Annotated in this window: 17 protein-coding genes; 15 read left to right on the top strand and 2 right to left on the bottom strand. The window is 39.8% G+C overall.

What is annotated here, in order from left to right; genetic code table 11:
* The 15 genes from H4J50_RS15665 to H4J50_RS15595 all read left to right on the top strand — a co-directional run.
* Positions 1-541: EscU/YscU/HrcU family type III secretion system export apparatus switch protein (locus tag H4J50_RS15665; protein ID WP_182257295.1), on the top strand; the 541-nt coding region annotated here is incomplete at its 5' end.
* 72 nt (positions 542-613) lie between these two features.
* Positions 614-2,725: a flagellar biosynthesis protein FlhA gene (gene flhA, locus H4J50_RS15660; protein ID WP_024606208.1), complete on the top strand. Its 2,112-nt coding sequence runs from the start codon at positions 614-616 to the stop codon at positions 2,723-2,725.
* Positions 2,726-2,746: 21 nt separating this feature from the next.
* On the top strand, positions 2,747-4,228 hold the full coding sequence (flhF, locus tag H4J50_RS15655; RefSeq protein ID WP_010553900.1) for a flagellar biosynthesis protein FlhF: 1,482 nt from the start codon (positions 2,747-2,749) through the stop codon (positions 4,226-4,228).
* A complete protein-coding gene (locus tag H4J50_RS15650) occupies positions 4,221-5,081 on the top strand; it encodes a MinD/ParA family protein (protein ID WP_010553899.1) in 861 nt (286 codons plus the stop codon). Before flhF ends, H4J50_RS15650 begins: the two co-directional genes overlap by 8 nt.
* 26 nt (positions 5,082-5,107) lie before the next feature.
* Entirely contained in the window at positions 5,108-5,818 is a 711-nt protein-coding gene (locus tag H4J50_RS15645) for an RNA polymerase sigma factor FliA (RefSeq protein WP_033012732.1), read from the top strand.
* 40 nt (positions 5,819-5,858) lie between these two features.
* Positions 5,859-6,242 carry a chemotaxis response regulator CheY gene (cheY, locus tag H4J50_RS15640; RefSeq protein WP_182257294.1) on the top strand — a complete coding sequence of 128 codons (384 nt, stop codon included), beginning with the start codon at positions 5,859-5,861 and terminating at the stop codon, positions 6,240-6,242.
* Positions 6,243-6,259: 17 nt separating this feature from the next.
* Positions 6,260-7,033 (top strand): protein phosphatase CheZ, encoded by a 774-nt coding sequence (locus H4J50_RS15635; protein WP_010553897.1) that lies wholly within the window; start codon positions 6,260-6,262, stop codon positions 7,031-7,033.
* Between the two features lie 15 nt (positions 7,034-7,048).
* Positions 7,049-9,256: a chemotaxis protein CheA gene (locus tag H4J50_RS15630; RefSeq protein WP_182196626.1), complete on the top strand. Its 2,208-nt coding sequence runs from the start codon at positions 7,049-7,051 to the stop codon at positions 9,254-9,256.
* Between the two features lie 58 nt (positions 9,257-9,314).
* Positions 9,315-10,481: a chemotaxis response regulator protein-glutamate methylesterase gene (locus tag H4J50_RS15625; RefSeq protein WP_182196629.1), complete on the top strand. Its 1,167-nt coding sequence runs from the start codon at positions 9,315-9,317 to the stop codon at positions 10,479-10,481.
* Entirely contained in the window at positions 10,474-11,238 is a 765-nt protein-coding gene (locus H4J50_RS15620) for a flagellar motor protein (RefSeq protein ID WP_007585825.1), read from the top strand. Before H4J50_RS15625 ends, H4J50_RS15620 begins: the two co-directional genes overlap by 8 nt.
* A gap of 1 nt (position 11,239) precedes the next feature.
* Positions 11,240-12,199 carry a flagellar motor protein MotB gene (locus tag H4J50_RS15615; protein WP_169059705.1) on the top strand — a complete coding sequence of 320 codons (960 nt, stop codon included), beginning with the start codon at positions 11,240-11,242 and terminating at the stop codon, positions 12,197-12,199.
* Between the two features lie 12 nt (positions 12,200-12,211).
* A complete protein-coding gene (locus H4J50_RS15610) occupies positions 12,212-12,982 on the top strand; it encodes a ParA family protein (RefSeq protein ID WP_007585827.1) in 771 nt (256 codons plus the stop codon).
* A gap of 3 nt (positions 12,983-12,985) precedes the next feature.
* Positions 12,986-13,780, top strand: a complete 795-nt coding sequence (locus H4J50_RS15605; RefSeq protein ID WP_165725382.1) for a chemotaxis protein CheW — start codon at positions 12,986-12,988, stop codon at positions 13,778-13,780.
* A gap of 24 nt (positions 13,781-13,804) precedes the next feature.
* Positions 13,805-14,302 (top strand): chemotaxis protein CheW, encoded by a 498-nt coding sequence (locus tag H4J50_RS15600; protein ID WP_002959294.1) that lies wholly within the window; start codon positions 13,805-13,807, stop codon positions 14,300-14,302.
* 16 nt (positions 14,303-14,318) lie between these two features.
* Positions 14,319-14,720: a DUF2802 domain-containing protein gene (locus tag H4J50_RS15595; RefSeq protein WP_024589935.1), complete on the top strand. Its 402-nt coding sequence runs from the start codon at positions 14,319-14,321 to the stop codon at positions 14,718-14,720.
* A 31-nt stretch (positions 14,721-14,751) separates the two neighbouring features.
* Here H4J50_RS15595 and H4J50_RS15590 read toward each other — a convergent pair whose 3' ends face one another.
* The gene (locus tag H4J50_RS15590) at positions 14,752-15,060 is read right to left on the bottom strand and encodes an EscU/YscU/HrcU family type III secretion system export apparatus switch protein (protein WP_024589934.1); all 309 of its coding nucleotides are present in this window, start codon (positions 15,058-15,060) and stop codon (positions 14,752-14,754) included.
* Positions 15,061-15,062: 2 nt separating this feature from the next.
* The coding region (locus H4J50_RS15585; protein ID WP_182257293.1) for a flagellar hook-length control protein FliK at positions 15,063-16,764 on the bottom strand (1,702 nt) is incomplete at its 5' end.

The following is a 16,764-nucleotide window of genomic DNA, read 5'->3' as shown; positions in this document are numbered from 1 at the left end:
TTCGTGCACTTTAATTATTATTGCGGCTATTGATGCACCATTTCAAAGTTATAACCATAACAAACAACTTAAAATGACAATGCAAGAGATTAAAGATGAGTATAAAAACTCTGAAGGTGACCCACAAATAAAAGCGCGTATTAGGCAAACTCAAAGGCAAATGTCGCAAAACCGTATGATGCAAGATGTCCCTGACGCTGATGTTATTGTTACCAACCCAACTCACTACTCAGTAGCATTAAAATACGATACAGAGCGCGCAGGAGCGCCAATAGTGCTTGCTAAGGGTATCGATGAAATGGCGATGCAAATTAGAAAAGTAGCAATAGGGAATGAAGTACCTATTTTAGAATCCCCCATGTTGACCCGAGCGCTTTATCATACGGCTGAAGTAGGAGAGCAAATACCCGATCAGCTATTTACTGCAGTAGCGCAAGTTTTAGCGTATGTATTTCAGCTTAAGCGCTTTAATAAAGGGCGCGGTAAACGTCCAACTAAGCTCAATAACAAGCTCCCAATCCCCGATGCCTACAAGTATTAAACCGTTAACTTAGTAACTTGGAATAGTTATTGCAAATTCTACGTAGTGTCAATTTTTTGAAATTGTAGAATTATGAGTTTTAAAGCGGTATTACAACAACTTAACAGAGACAAAAAAGACTATGCCAAAGGGGTAGGTACTCCTTTGCTTGTGCTTGCAGCCTTGGGAATGGTGATCTTACCGTTACCGCCATTTTTACTCGATATCCTTTTCTCGTTTAATATTGCCCTCGCATTAGTGGTTTTACTCGTGACTGTTTACACGATGAAGCCGGTTGAGTTTGGTATATTTCCCTCTGTATTACTAATCGCTACGATTATGCGCTTAGCGCTTAACGTTGCCAGCACTCGAGTTGTATTACTTGAAGGTCATAATGGTGGTGATTCTGCCGGTAAAGTAATTGAAGCGTTTGGCTCAGTTGTTATTGGTGGTAACTACGCAGTTGGTTTGGTCGTATTTTTAATTCTGATCATTATTAACTTTGTGGTAATTACTAAAGGTGCTGGGCGTATTTCTGAGGTATCTGCACGTTTCACCCTTGATGCAATGCCGGGTAAACAAATGGCAATTGACGCCGATTTAAACGCTGGTTTTATCAGTGCTGAGCAAGCGCGTGACCGCCGCGAGGAAGTAACTCGCGAAGCTGATTTTTACGGCTCAATGGATGGTGCGAGTAAATTTGTAAAAGGCGATGCCATTGCAGGTATTGTTATATTAATCATCAATATTGTTGGTGGTTTATTTGTCGGTATGATTCAACATAATTTGAGTTTTGGCAACGCAATGGAAGTATATACATTACTTACCATTGGTGATGGCTTAGTTGCTCAACTCCCTTCTTTACTGCTTTCAATTGGTACCGCGATTGTTGTAACACGTCAAAATGAGTCGCTCAATATGGGTGACCAATTTAAGAAACAACTAGGTAACGAAAAATCACTCTTTATTGCTTCAGGTATTTTGATCATCATGGGCTTAGTACCTGGTATGCCGCATATTGCTTTTTTAAGTTTAGGTGCGTTACTGGGTTATTTAGCTTACTACACACAGCAAACTAAGTTAAAAGCCGCTGCAGCAGAAGCCGAAGAAGCCGCCAGTGGCGGAAGCGCTGCAACAGGTATTGCCAATAAACAAGAGCAAAAAGAACTTGGTTGGGATGATGTTCAGCAGGTTGACGTAATTGGCCTAGAAGTAGGTTACAGATTAATTCCGTTGGTAGATCAATCTCAAGGTGGTGAGCTACTTAATCGTATTAAAGGTGTACGTAAAAAGCTTTCTCAAGAACTTGGTTTTTTAGTACCACCTGTTCATATTCGCGATAATTTAGAGCTTGATCCAAATGCTTACAGAATAACGCTAATGGGTGTTTCAACCGGTGAAAGCGAACTTAAACATGGCGACGAGCTAGCGATTAACCCAGGGCAAGTATTTGGTCCTATTAAAGGGGTTGAAACTAAAGATCCTGCGTTTGGCCTTGATGCAGTATGGATCAAGCCTGATCAAAAAGATGAAGCGCAATCACTAGGTTATACCGTTGTAGATTCAGCCACGGTAGTTGCCACTCATATTAGCCAGTTATTAACTAACAGTGCGGCGTTGCTACTAGGGCACGAAGAAGTTCAAAACCTGCTTGATATGCTTGCTAAAAGCCATCCTCGCTTAGTAGAAGGACTAGTACCTGATGTGTTGCCATTAACTGCAATTGTAAAAGTACTGCAAAATTTATTGAATGAAGGTGTAGCTATTCGCGATATGCGCTCAATTGTTCAAACCCTTGTTGAATATGGTCCGCGTAGCCAAGACCCTGATGTATTAACGGCTGCAGTGCGTATTTCCCTGCGTAGATTAATTGTTCAAGATGCGGTGGGAATGTCATCAGAAATTCCTGTCATAACCTTGGCGCCTGAGTTGGAACAGATGTTGCATCAGTCATTACAAAATGCAGGTGATGAAGGTGCCGGTATTGAGCCAGGACTTGCAGAGCGACTTCAAGTGTCATTAACACAAGCGCATCAAAATCAAGAAATGGCCGGTGAACCTTCTATATTGCTAACGTCAGGAATGTTACGCACTGTGTTATCTCGTTTTGTTAAGTACACCATTCCAGGATTGAGAGTGATGTCTTATCAAGAGGTACCAGATGAAAGACAGATAAAGATTGTTAGCTCTGTAGGGCAACAATAAGATTTTAACAGGGGTTGAATCATGAAAATTAAACGTTTTTTTGCTAAAGATATGCGCACAGCACTTAAAGAAGTTAAAGATGAATTAGGTGTTGATGCGGTTATTATGTCAAATAAGAAGCTGGCTAACGGTGTAGAAATTGTAGCGGCAGTTGATTATGACAAAGCAGCCCCTAAAGTAGCAGCGCAACCACAACGTAATGCTGAGCCTCGTGCTCAAGCGCCACAGCAAAGCATGCATAACTTTGTAAGACCAGAGCCACAGCGTGCTAAGCCTGAGCCACAAGCAAAGGTTGCTGACAGCTTACAAGCATTACTAGAGCGACAATCACCGCGTCCTCGCTCCCCTGAACTTGCTTCTATGTTTTCACAATCGGGTATTGATACTACCGATAACTATCAAGAGCCGGCTGCGCAGCCGCGTACTAAAAATATGTTTATTCCTGAAAGTGCAGCGCCAGTTCGCCCACAAACTCAAGCCGATAGTTTAGGTTTTGATGATTTAGACCGCGATTTTGATGATTTAGATAGCCCGGTAACTGCTCGCCCACAAAATAAAAATAATGAAAGCGAAGAAATGACAACAATGCGTGAAGAAATGAACGCGATTCGTCAGTTACTTGAACATCAAGTATCAGGTTTAATGCAACAAGATATGGCGCGTCGCGATCCAACGCGTGCGTGCATGGTTGACCGTTTAGTCGGTATGGGTATTGATAAAGAAGTCGCGCAACAAATGGCATGTTTCGTACCTGACGACGTGTCTCGTCAGCAAGGCTGGAAAGCATTGCTAACAATGGTTGAAGATCAAATGCAAACAACCAATAACGAAATACTTCGCCAAGGTGGTGTATATGCGTTAGTGGGTCCAACAGGTGTGGGCAAAACCACGACAGTTGCTAAGCTTGCAGCTCTAGGTGCACAAAAGTATGGCGCCGATAAAGTTGCCTTAATAACCACTGATACGTACAGAATTGGTGCTTATGAGCAGCTTGCAACTTACGGTCGTATTATTGGTTGTGGTGTAAAACAAGTTAAAGATGCTAATGAGTTAGCTGAAGTTTTATATCATTTACGAAATAAACGTCTAGTGTTAATTGATACGGCAGGTATGAGCCAGCGAGATTTACGCTTAACTGAGCAGTTAAATACGTTAATGCGCAACCAGCGTGTGGATATTCGCAGCTACTTAGTACTCAGTGCCACAGCGCAAATTAATGTACTACAAGAAACTGTACGCCACTTTAAAAAAGTACAGTTAAGTGGTTGTATTTTTACCAAGTTGGATGAATCATTAAGTTTGGGTGAGATTATTAGTATTGCGATTCAAAATCGCCTTCCAATAGGGTATCTTACTAATGGACAACGAGTACCAGAAGATATTCGTGTTGCAAATGCTGAAAAACTAGTGAAAAAGGCTGAGCAATTATATTTAAAAAGAACAAAAGCACAACATTCAAGGCATCAAGCAGTGGCGCCAAGTACAGTAGGGATGTATGATTAACACAGTATTAGATCAAGCAAGCGGCCTGCGCAAAATGAGTCAAAACAATAACAACGGCGTTAAAGTTATCGCTGTAACCGGTGGTAAAGGTGGGGTGGGGAAAACAAATGTTTCTCTAAATACTGCTATAGCACTAGGGCAGCAAGGTAATAGAGTACTAGTACTGGATGCTGACTTAGGTTTGGCAAATTGTGATGTGATGCTTGGTTTACGTGTAGAGCGTAATTTGTCACACGTTTTGTCTGGTGAATGTGAGCTTGACGAAATTTTAGTTGAAGGTCCTGCTGGTATTAAAATTGTACCCGCTACATCGGGTTCGCAAAGTATGGTTGAGTTATCACCATCGGAGCATGCTGGACTAATTCGTGCGTTTAGCGAATTGAATACCGAATTCGATATTTTAATTGTAGATACAGCCGCTGGTATTTCAGACATGGTGCTAAGCTTCTCACGAGCAGCACAAGATGTAATGGTTGTAGTGTGCGATGAACCAACATCAATAACCGATGCTTACGCACTTATTAAAGTATTAAGCCGCGAGCATGGTGTTTATAAGTTCAAAATTGTTGCAAATATGGTCCGCAGTATGCGTGAAGGTACTGAATTGTTTGCAAAACTATCTAAAGTTACCGATCGCTTTTTAGATGTGTCAATGGAGCTAGTAGCAACGGTTCCCTATGATGAAAATATGCGCAAAGCAACGCGTCGTCAAAAAGTAATAGTAGAGCTCTTTCCTAATTCGCCAGCCGCTCTCGCGTTTAAAGCGCTGGCAACCAAAGCAGTTAAATGGCCAATACCAAACCAACCATCTGGGCATTTAGAGTTTTTCATTGAGAAACTAGTAAACGGTTAATTATGACAATATTGGTGAATAGAGCTATGGGATATCAATCAACACAAAACTTAAATGTGATTGTTGAGAAACATGCATCACTTGTCAAAAAAGTGGCATGTCATCTAATTGCTCGATTACCACCTAGCGTTCAGCTTGATGATTTAATTCAATCAGGAATGATAGGTTTAATAGAAGCTTCAAAAAACTTCGATGCAACTAAGGGCGCAAGCTTTGAAACCTTTGCAGGTATTCGTATTCGCGGTGCCATGCTTGATGAAATGCGCCGTGGTGATTGGGCTCCTCGTTCAGTACATCGCAAAAGCCGGCAAGTTGCAGAAGCAATTACAGGACTCGAAAGTAGTCTTAATCGCGAACCAACAGATACAGAAGTTGCTGAAAAACTTGAAATTTCACTCAATGAGTACCATCATATTTTAAATGATGTGAATGCGAGTAAAATACTAGGTATTGAAGACCTTGGTGTTGATGAGGATGTTATAACTCCCGTAGGCCAAGATTTAGCGCAAGATAAACCTTTTAATAATGTTAAAAATGATCGGTTTAATGAGTCTTTGCTAAGTGCAATTAAGTCATTACCAGAGCGTGATGCAATGGTACTTTCTTTATACTATAACGATGAAATGAATTTAAAAGAAATAGGACATATACTCGATGTAAGTGAATCGCGTGTAAGTCAGATACATGGTCAGGCGATGATTAAGCTTAAAGCTAAAATCAATGACTGGATAAATTAGTAGTAAGCAAACAAAGGTTAATACCTCACTGGGGGATGTTTTGGATAAAAACATGAAAATTCTTGTAGTCGATGATTTTTCAACGATGAGACGCATTATAAAAAACCTGTTACGTGATTTAGGTTTCACTAACGTTCAAGAAGCTGATGACGGGTCAACAGCTTTGCCTATGTTGCAAAATCAAGTGTTTGATTTTGTAGTTACTGATTGGAATATGCCGGGAATGCAAGGTATTGACCTTTTAAGAGCAATTCGTGCAGATGATAAGTTAAAACATATCCCTGTATTAATGGTAACGGCAGAAGCTAAAAAAGAACAAATAATAGCTGCAGCGCAAGCTGGCGTTAATGGTTATATTGTTAAGCCTATTACGGCTGGAACATTAAAAACTAAGTTAGAAAAAGTATTTGAACGCTTAGGCTAATGATGGGGGAGAGGCTTATGCCAGCACCAGCTGCGCCTCAAATAACGTTAGAACAAGCTCGACAGCTCGTTATTTTTTTAGAAAATGATGAGCAAGATAAAGCAAATCAGTTAATTTTAGAGACTGCCTCGCAAGAGCAGTCTGAATTATTTGCTGAAGTTGGAAAGTTGACCCGTCAATTGCACGAAGCACTTAAAAGCTTTGATCTTGATACTCGTTTAACAGATTTAACAACAGATGCTATTCCAGATGCTAAAAAGCGGCTTAATTATGTTATAGAAATGACAGAAAATGCGGCTAATAAAACAATGGATGCTGTTGAGGCTAGTTTACCTATAGCCCAGCAATTAGCAGATGAAATATCTCATATCAAACCGACATGGGATCGTTTAATGAGTCGCGAGATTGAGTTAGGTGAGTTTAAACAACTTTGCCACAGCATCGATAAGTTTATGAATAACTCTCATCATAAAACCGATGAGCTTCAAAGCTTAATGACAAATGTACTAATGGCTCAAGACTATCAAGACTTAACAGGTCAAGTTATTCGCCGTGTTATAGAACTTGTTAGAGAAGTAGAAGAAAGCTTACTTCATCTTTTAACAGCATTTGCTGAACAAGATGACAGTGACAACACAGCGAATAAAGTAGAACAACAAAAAATAAAAGAACCAGTTGCCACACAAACTTTAGCAGGTCCTGAAGGCCCTATTATTGATAAAGAATCGCGTAATGATGTTGTATCTGATCAAGATGAAGTCGATGATCTTTTATCAAGTTTGGGCTTCTAAGAGGAGAGTAACTGCATGTTTGAAGTCGATGAAGATATTTTACAAGACTTTCTTGTAGAGGCAGGAGAAATCCTAGAGCTTTTATCTGAACAGTTAGTTGAACTGGAAAATAATCCAGAAGATACCGAGTTACTAAATGCCATATTTAGAGGCTTTCACACTGTAAAAGGTGGTGCAGGCTTTTTAGCTATGACAGAACTTGTTGATGCTTGTCATGGCGCTGAAAACGTATTTGATTTACTACGTCAAGGTGTGCGAACGGTCAATTCAGAGTTAATGGATGTTATTTTACAAGCGCTCGACACCATTAATGAAATGTTCGCGACTATTCAAAATAGGGATAAGCCAGAACCTGCAGATCCTGAATTACTTCATACTCTTCATATTTTAGGTCTACCACCAACAGAAGATGAGCTTAACGGTGTATCTTCGAACAATGAAGTTGAACAACCTCAAAGCGAAGTAGTTGATACGCCAATAGTTGATGACGAAGATCCGTTTGCGTTTGATGAACTATTTAGCGGAACGCCTTCGGTTAGCGATGCTGAAATTGATGAAATAACTGAAGATGAATTTGAAAACTTACTGGATGAACTACACGGTAAAGGACAAGGTCCTGCAATTGAAAAGCCGGTAATAAGTAGCAATGACTTTAATGGTGACATTACTGATGATGAATTTGATAGCTTATTAGATGAGTTACATGGAGTTGGCAGTTTTGGTGAGGTTGCGAGTAAAGCACCTGAACAAAGTAATGCAGTTAAAGCGTCTGTAGAACCAGCTAAGGCGGCGTCAAATATTGCTAATTCATCAGATGATGAAATTAGTGATGACGAGTTTGAAACACTTCTTGATGAACTTCATGGCAAAGGTACTGCACCTAAATTAATAGAAAGCACTCCTGCTGTGAAACAGCCCAATATTCCAGCTAAACCAGCTGCAAAAGCGAGTGTGCCTGTAAAAAAACCAGAACCTGCAAAAGTACCCGTTTCTAAACCGGTAGAAAAACCGGTTGCTAAAGCAGCATCCGCAGCTTCTAAAAAATCAGCGCAGCCAGCAGCTGAAACTACCGTTCGCGTAGATACAAAACGACTAGACCAAATTATGAATATGGTTGGTGAGTTAGTACTTGTGCGAAATCGTTTGGTTAGTTTAGCGACTAACTCAGACAGTGAAGCGATGGGGAAAGCAATCTCTAACTTAGATGTAGTAACTGCTGATATTCAAGGCGCGGTTATGCAAACGCGAATGCAACCAATTAAAAAGGTATTTGGTCGTTTCCCTCGCGTAGTACGCGATTTAGCACGCAGCTTAAACAAAGATATTGACTTACAACTTGTAGGTGAAGAAACCGACTTAGATAAAAATTTAGTGGAAGCACTTGCCGATCCGCTTGTGCATTTAGTTCGAAACTCAGTTGACCACGGTATTGAAATGCCAGCTGTTCGTGAGGCTGCAGGTAAGCCTAGAACAGGTAATGTTACTTTATCAGCGTCTCAGGAAGGCGACCATATTTTGTTGACCATTAAAGATGATGGCGCTGGTATGGATGCTGAGAAACTGAAAAAAATAGCAATTAGTAAAGGCGTGCTCGATCACGATCAAGCGAGTCGACTTTCTGACACTGAAGCATACAACCTAATTTTTGCACCTGGCTTTTCTACAAAAGAAGAGATATCTGATATTTCAGGTCGTGGTGTTGGAATGGATGTGGTGAAAACTAAAATCACCCAATTAAACGGCTCTGTAAGTATTCAATCTGAGTTAGGCGTAGGTACTATTTTAGAGATAAAAGTACCACTTACCTTAGCCATATTACCGACCTTAATGGTAATTGTTGGCGCACAAACATTTGCGTTACCACTTGCTGGTGTTAGTGAAATATTCAACTTAGATTTAACGAAAACAAATGTGGTTGATGGGCAATTAACAATTATTGTGCGTAAAAAGGCAATACCGTTATTCTACCTTGAGCACTGGTTAGTTAAAGGCTCGGATCGTTCACAGCGTAAAGCAAAAGGCCATGTAGTTATTGTGCAAATTGGTACGCAGCAAATTGGTTTTGTTGTTGACTCATTAATTGGCCAAGAAGAAGTTGTAATTAAACCACTTGATGCGTTACTACAAGGTACTCCAGGTATGGCAGGCGCAACAATTACTTCAGATGGTGGTATTGCACTGATTTTAGACGTTCCAAACATGTTAAAACATTACGCAGGCTAATAATAAAGTAGGTATATATTTAATATATACCTACGCATAAATTTAATAAGAGAGCTAAATGGCCGTTAAAGTTTTAGTTGTTGATGATTCAAGCTTTTTTCGCCGCAGAGTAAGCGAAATCCTTGAACAAGATAGCGACATACAAGTTATAGGCTTTGCTGTGAATGGCAGAGAAGCTGTTGAAAAAGCAGCTCAGCTACGTCCAGATATGATCACTATGGATGTCGAAATGCCTGTGCTTGATGGTATTAGCGCAGTTAAAGAGATAATGGCGAGTAATCCAACCCCGATCTTAATGTTTTCATCACTAACACGTGATGGCGCAACAGCAACGTTTGATGCGCTAGATGCTGGAGCAATGGATTTTTTACCGAAAAAATTTGAAGACATCGCTCGCAATAATGAAGACGCTATAAAGCTTTTACAAAATAAAGTGAAAGATATAGGGCGAAGACGTTTACCGCGAACGTTTAAAGCTGCAACACCACCTAAGCCAGTAATATCAACTAAACCGATAACAAGCTCACTTTCGCAAAGAACAAACACACTAACTCCCTCGATAAAACAACCCGATAGAAGCTTTCAAATAGTAGCCCCTACAACATCGTCAGGTTCAAATATTGCCTCAATGCGAGCAAGTGGAAAGCAATACCAGCTTGTGGCTATTGGCACTTCTACAGGTGGCCCTGTTGCACTACAAACTATACTGACTCAATTGCCAGCTAATTTCCCTCACCCTATTTTACTTATTCAGCATATGCCTGCGGCTTTTACACCTGCTTTCGCAGCACGCTTAAATGGTCTGTGCCAAATAAAAGTGAAAGAAGCGCAACAAGGTGACCGCTTACAACCTGGAACGGCTTATTTAGCGCCTGGCGGACAGCAGATGATGGTAGAAGGGCGTGGTGCAAATAGAACACTGCGCGTATTTGAAGATCACAGCGAGAGAATAAGTTATAAACCGAGTGTAGATGTAACTTTTGCCAGTGCAGCAAAAACGTATCAAGGCGATGTGCTTGCTATCGTTTTAACAGGCATGGGCGCTGATGGACGTGACGGTGCAAGAATGTTAAAACAAACGGGTGCAACTATTTGGGCACAAGATGAGAAAAGCTGTGTTGTTTATGGAATGCCTCAAGCCATTGCTAATGCGGGGCTTTCGAGTGAAAGCTTAGCATTAAGCGATGTTGCAGCACGTATAAAGAGAGAGGTAGGTTGTGGATAAACTCTCAATATTTGGACTATTTGTAGCACTGGGTGCAATAGGTCTAGGTTACTCTTTAGAAGGCGGCGTTGTTTCTGCTTTATTTAATGGTCCTGCCCTTATTATTGTATTAGGCGGCACGCTTGGCGCTGTTATGTTACAAACATCAGCAAGTACCTTTAAAAAAATGCTAAATATGAGCTCTTGGGTTTTTGTTGCGCCACAATATGATATTGAAGATGCAATAGAGCAAGTTAAGCGGTGGTCTCATAAGGCACGTCAAGAAGGTTACTTAGCGCTTGAAAACGAAGCGCTAGCTCACCCAGATGCATATGCAGCAAAAGGTTTAAGCTTGCTTGTAGATGGCTGCTCAGAGCAAAAACTACGTGACACGCTTGAAATTGATTTACTGCTAGAACGCGATCGCTTGCTTGAAGCCGCACGTGTTTATGAAGCGATGGGGGGCTACAGTCCTACCATTGGTATTTTAGGTGCTGTGCTTGGTTTAATACAGGCAATGTCGTTTATTACCGATCCACAAATGCTTGGTGCAGGCGTTGCAACGGCATTTATCGCGACCATTTATGGTGTTGGTTTAGCTAATTTATTGTTTTTACCTATGGCAAATAAGTTAAAACAGCGTGTAGAGCAAAAAATGCTTTACCATGAAATGCTTGCCGAAGGTGTGATTGCAATAAGCGTTGGTGAAAGCCCAGTAAATATAGAATTAAAGCTTGAAGCCTATCGTGTAGAGCGTCCTAATTTAGTGGACGAATAACATGCTACGCCGACGACTTCGTCACTCTGCTCCTAAAAGTCAACATACAGAGCGTTGGCTTGTATCGTATGCCGATTACATGACCATTATGTTTGCTTTTTTTGTGGTGCTGTATGCGATAGCGATCAACAAAGAAGAACAATTTCAAATATTGTCAGACTCCCTTGAACACGTTTTTGATAAATCTGCCCGCCAGCACTCCCAGCAAGGTGAGGGCGTCAATGGTAATGGAATATTGACTGATAGAGTGACACCTGAACAAGAAGTTCTTTATGGTGAAAGTATTTTAAAAGAAGAACAAGGTCCAGAGTTACTCGACGGTCAAAGTGATACAAGTAACATACAACAAAAATATTTAGGAAAACCACTCGATAGCTTACTTACTAAGCTGCAGTCAGCGCTTATTGATGAAATTCGTGATGGAGAAGCCAGTTTAGAGCTTAATCAAGATTGGCTGATTATAGAGCTAAGCTCAGGTATGTTATTTTCAAGTGGTAGCTCAGTTGCACATTCTAGGGCAAAACAAGTCGTCAAAATTGTTAAAGATATTATTGCTCCAGTAGATAACTATATTAGGGTGCGTGGCTATACTGATGATGAAAGTATTCGCAATGAAATATTTCGCTCAAATTGGGAGCTCTCGGTTGCTAGAGCAACATCTATTTTAGTAGAGCTGGAAGCATTAGGTATTAATTCTGCCAGAATGGCGATAGAAGGTTATGGTCAATACTCACCTTTTTTAAGTAACGATACAGAACAAGGGCGAGCAGAAAATCGTAAAGTTGTTATTGCACTTTCTAAGTATGGTTTACCACCAATACAAGACGTTAAAGGTGATGAACAAGCCGTTAAGCCAGTAGCGGAAGAGCCTGAAATTGAGCTTCCTTCAGATGACGATACAATAAAAATAATTCGTTTGCCTCATGGTGGTATTCGCATAACAACGCGCAATGAACAGTAATTAGGATGTAATGTGAAGATTTGGACTGTCGCAAATCAAAAAGGTGGTGTTGGTAAAACAACAACAGCAGTGAGCCTTGCTGGTATTTTAGCTTTGCAGGGTAAGCGTGTGTTGCTTATTGATACAGACCCTCATGCATCACTCACTTATTACTTTGGCATTGACTCAGAAGATTTGGAAGTCAGCGTATATGATATTTTTGCGCGTGGCACGAGCATGCAAAGTGAAGAGATACTTCAAGCGTTATGCCCATCAACACTTGAAAACCTAGATATTTTACCCGCAACAATGGCGATAGCCACGCTTGATAGAAGCATGGGTAATAAAACAGGTATGGGATTAATACTAAAAAAAGCGCTTGCAAAAATCAGTGAACATTACGATTATGCCATTTTAGATTGCCCCCCAGTTTTAGGGGTGTTGATGGTTAATGCGCTTGCAGCAAGTGAGCGAATTTTAGTGCCAGTGCAAACGGAGTTTTTAGCACTGAAAGGGCTTGATAGAATGATGCGCACTATGGAATTAATGCAAACCTCTCAAGCGAAAGATTATCAATATACTATAATCCCTACTATGTATGATAAACGTACTAAAGCATCGTTAGAAGCATATAAAACACTGCAAAGTACGTATGGTGATAAAGTCTGGCCAGGTGTGATACCGGTAGATACCAAATTTAGAGATGCAAGCTTTGCGCAAAAAGTGCCTGTAGAGTATTGTCCTCGTTCGCGTGGTGTATACGCATATAAAGCACTGCTAGAATATTTAATTGAACAAGGTTAATGAATGAGTAAGCAATTATTTGCTAATGAAAAAGTAATGAAACAATACCTAGGGGCTTTGTTATGTGAAGACGAGCCTGTAGATAACCTTGAGCCAGTCGCAAAATTACTTGAGCAAATGCCACACGACTCGCAGCAAGAACATATTCATTTAAAACCAAAAGAACAGATAAAAGCGGCAGAAAAAATATTTGATCAAGATTTACTTAATTCTGAAATTAAGCCAATAGTTGAACCGATTTTTGAAGCCGCAAAAGTTAATAAAGCCATTGACGATGAAGTAATAGAGCCGATAAGTACGACTACAGAAGAACCAGAACCACAGATTATAACCACTAGCCAATCTGACTATTTTGATGGTGAATTTCAGGCATTATTTTTTGAAGTTGCTGGTTTAACATTGGCTGTACCATTAAAAGCATTAGGCGGTATACATCAATTAGGTGAAGTAAATCATTTATTTGGTAAGCCAAAGTGGTTTAAAGGCGTTATGCTCAACAGAGAAGAAAAGCTTAATGTTGTTGATACTGCTCGTTGGGTAATGCCAGAAAAGTATGATGATAAATTAGAGGCGTCTTTAGATTATCAGTATTTAATTACCTTAGGTGATAGCCAGTGGGGCTTATTAGCTGAAAAGTTGATAAATAACATTACATTGAGTAAAGAAGATGTAAAATGGCGTACAAATAAAAGTAAGCGCCCATGGCTTGCTGGTGTTATAAAAGAAAAAATGTGTGCTTTAATAGATGTAGATAATTTAAATATATTATTAGAGAAAGGCTTAGATAGCCGTCAGTAGTAATGACCATTACGGGGTAATAGCATGAATCAAGATAAATTACTGTCAGCAAATAAAAACGCAGATAATAATGATGAAATTTTACAGTGGGTTACGTTTAAGCTAGAGGAAGAAACCTACGGCGTAAATGTAATGCAAGTACAAGAAATACTTCGTTATACAGAGATAGCCCCTGTACCAGGTGCACCTTCTTACGTTATTGGTATTATTAACTTACGCGGTAACGTTGTAACTGTTATTGATACTCGTGCACGTTTTGGTTTGTTAGCTGCTGATGCAACCGATAATTCTCGTATATTAATTATTGAAGCTGAAGAGCAAGTTATCGGCATTTTAGCCGACAGCGTATCTGAAGTCGTTTATTTACGTAGCTCTGAGATCGATAGTGCACCAAATGTTGGTACTGAAGAAAGTGCTAAGTTTATTCAAGGCGTTTGTAATCGTGATAATGAGCTACTGATTTTAGTCGATTTAAACAAGTTACTCAGCGATGATGAATGGGATGAGTTAAGCGATATATAGCTTTACCAAATAAATTATGCTGTTACTTAGTATAGCTATATCAGCGTTAGCGGTAGGACTTATATCGCTTGCGCTAATAATTGCATTAAAAAACAAACAAGTGAATGAAGTTAATGCTGTATTACAGCAGCTTAAAGATAGCTCAGAGCAAACTCATATTTTGCGAAGTGAAATTTCAGAGCTTAGAACAGGGCTTTTAAGTATTGGTAAGCGAGTGCTTGAGGTTGAGCAACAAAATCAAGATTTGATACAGCAACAAGCTGCGCAAAAATACGATGACCCTGATGCTAAAATTTACTCTCGTGCAGTAAAAATGGTTGAGTTAGGTGCGGACCTCGATGAGGTGATACGCGAATGCGAATTACCGCGAGCAGAAGCCGAATTACTATTTTCACTACATAAACAAAAAGGCGCTTAGCGCCTTTTTAGTTATAAGCGTGTAAATAATCTCACGCTTTAATATTTAACTTACCTTGAAAGTCTTGCCAGCCTGGCGGAAATTGACCTCTTAATACATACGAAAACGCAATAAGCTCTGCAATTACATAATAAAGCTCTTTAGGGATTTCTTCCCCTAAGCTTAAATGCGACAACGTTTTAGCAAGCGCTGCATCTTCGTGGATCATAATTCCTTTTAATTTTGCCGCTGCAATTATTTCGTCAGCTAACTCACCAAACCCTTTTACGCTTACAGTGGGGGTGTTGCCAGCTTCGTATAAAAGCCCAATGGCTGACTTATTAATAGGTGTATCACTCATTACTAAACCTTAATATTAATAATTGCATGAGATTTATAAAATGCCTGATTATTAGCATCGCCTCGCTTTAAGTTGAGCTCTCCAACCTGTAAACCATGCTTAGCTAGTTTGGATCTTAAATTATCTAAGTGAGGGTGAGCAATTGCGCTTACTTCTTGGCTCGAGGCTAATAGCTGGCAATCGAGGGCTTTATCCATTAACTCAGCGGTAATCTGTAACTGCCCAATCTGTGCATAATCAAAGTTTAACCTGACAAACCATACATTTTTATCTTCTAATTTATCTGCGCTTGGCTTTTTATATTGCCCCAATGTTATTTCTGTTTGGGCGGCCTCAGGCGGCAATTTCATTGGTAATAAAAATTGTGCAAGCGGATTTGTGTCAGGTTGCTGATTTGGTGTTGAAACATTTACTTGGGTAAGTGTGTTTTTAACTTGTATGATTTCGCTAGCCAATGCTTGAACTTGAGCTTGCTGCAGTTGCTCAAGCATTTTCGCTCCGATGTTACCTGTTTTAAAAGTAGGTATGAGTACTTGCAAAAGTGCATCTAAGCCAGTTTGATTATTAAAACTGATAGGCGCTACTGATTGGCTAATAATAGGTGCAGCTAAAATACTCACTGCAACTTGTTCAAGTCCTTTAGTGAAGCTACTTTGTAGTGTATCACCCGTTAATTGAGATGGTTGTAAGGTAGCTAATACTTCACGCTGTATGGTCGCAGAGTTAACATTATTACTTGAGACCATGCGATTAAATGCTTGGTTAATTAAGCGAGTTAAATCGGGCGTGTCTTTTGTTGCTCTATTTGTAATGTCAGTAATTTGACTACTTAAAAGCTGTTTGTTACCAGCTAATCTATCCGTAGGGATTGTGGTATCAGGAAGCTTTAATAATGTGCTTAATAGCTTTGCTTCTATTGGTTGTAGCATTTGACTACGAGAGGCAATATTAGATAACGGCTCTGCTAATGGGAGCATGTTTTTAATCGAGGCTGGGTTTACACTGTTTTGATTGTTGCCGTTTATTACTGGTTGCACTGAAGAAGTTGTTTGCCCTTTAGTAACAATTTCACTTGTAGGCTTAATTAACGTATCAACTTTACTGTTAGTACTAATATTCAGAGCACTCAATTGACTCGCGTTTAAATTACTTGGCTTAGCGCTCGCCACTTCATTTTGAGTAATGCTATTTGTTATTGGCGTGTAGGTTGTTGCTGTGTTTGAAGGTGATTGCCAAACACTAACACTTCCTTTTATTTGCTGAGTTAATTGTACAAGTGGTGGGAGTCTTGAAAAGTGCTCTGGTAAAGTATTGCTAGTATTACTATTTAACGCAGTACTTACATTTTGGGTAATGTTCACTCTATTTAACGGTGATACTGTTAATTGCATAACTAAGCCCGGCCTTTGTATCGCAGATGATGCAGACGGCGGCATTAACTCAGATTTATTTGCTGCTGCAAAGGGCTTACTTTCAAAATATTTAACTGCATCATTAATTCGCGTTTTTAAATCACTAAAGCTATTTTGTAGCCACGACTTTATTGGGCTATCAGGTGTAAGCAGTGGGCTTGCTTTAATAGTGGACGCAGAAAAATGTATTTCAGAGACACTGCTTTTTTGAGCTAAAAGTAACTCGTTAAACGGTTTAGAAAATGAGTTATTAAGCGTCACTTTTATATTATTAGTATCGGTTTTAATAAGT

The organism is Colwellia sp. 6M3 (genome assembly GCF_014077595.1).
In the GTDB taxonomy this organism is placed as follows: Bacteria; Pseudomonadota; Gammaproteobacteria; order Enterobacterales; family Alteromonadaceae; genus Cognaticolwellia.
The sequence above is the reverse complement of the archived record's forward strand: the minus strand, read 5'-3'. Positions and strand labels throughout refer to the sequence as shown.

Coding starts and splice junctions, on each gene's coding strand:
- flhA (WP_024606208.1), top strand. CDS start 614: ATGAGTTTTAAAGCGGTATTACAACAACTTAACAGAGACAAAAAAGAC.
- flhF (WP_010553900.1), top strand. CDS start 2,747: ATGAAAATTAAACGTTTTTTTGCTAAAGATATGCGCACAGCACTTAAA.
- H4J50_RS15650 (WP_010553899.1), top strand. CDS start 4,221: ATGATTAACACAGTATTAGATCAAGCAAGCGGCCTGCGCAAAATGAGT.
- H4J50_RS15645 (WP_033012732.1), top strand. CDS start 5,108: ATGGGATATCAATCAACACAAAACTTAAATGTGATTGTTGAGAAACAT.
- H4J50_RS15635 (WP_010553897.1), top strand. CDS start 6,260: ATGCCAGCACCAGCTGCGCCTCAAATAACGTTAGAACAAGCTCGACAG.
- H4J50_RS15630 (WP_182196626.1), top strand. CDS start 7,049: ATGTTTGAAGTCGATGAAGATATTTTACAAGACTTTCTTGTAGAGGCA.
- H4J50_RS15625 (WP_182196629.1), top strand. CDS start 9,315: ATGGCCGTTAAAGTTTTAGTTGTTGATGATTCAAGCTTTTTTCGCCGC.
- H4J50_RS15615 (WP_169059705.1), top strand. CDS start 11,240: ATGCTACGCCGACGACTTCGTCACTCTGCTCCTAAAAGTCAACATACA.
- H4J50_RS15605 (WP_165725382.1), top strand. CDS start 12,986: ATGAGTAAGCAATTATTTGCTAATGAAAAAGTAATGAAACAATACCTA.
- H4J50_RS15600 (WP_002959294.1), top strand. CDS start 13,805: ATGAATCAAGATAAATTACTGTCAGCAAATAAAAACGCAGATAATAAT.
- H4J50_RS15595 (WP_024589935.1), top strand. CDS start 14,319: ATGCTGTTACTTAGTATAGCTATATCAGCGTTAGCGGTAGGACTTATA.
- H4J50_RS15590 (WP_024589934.1), bottom strand. CDS start 15,060: ATGAGTGATACACCTATTAATAAGTCAGCCATTGGGCTTTTATACGAA.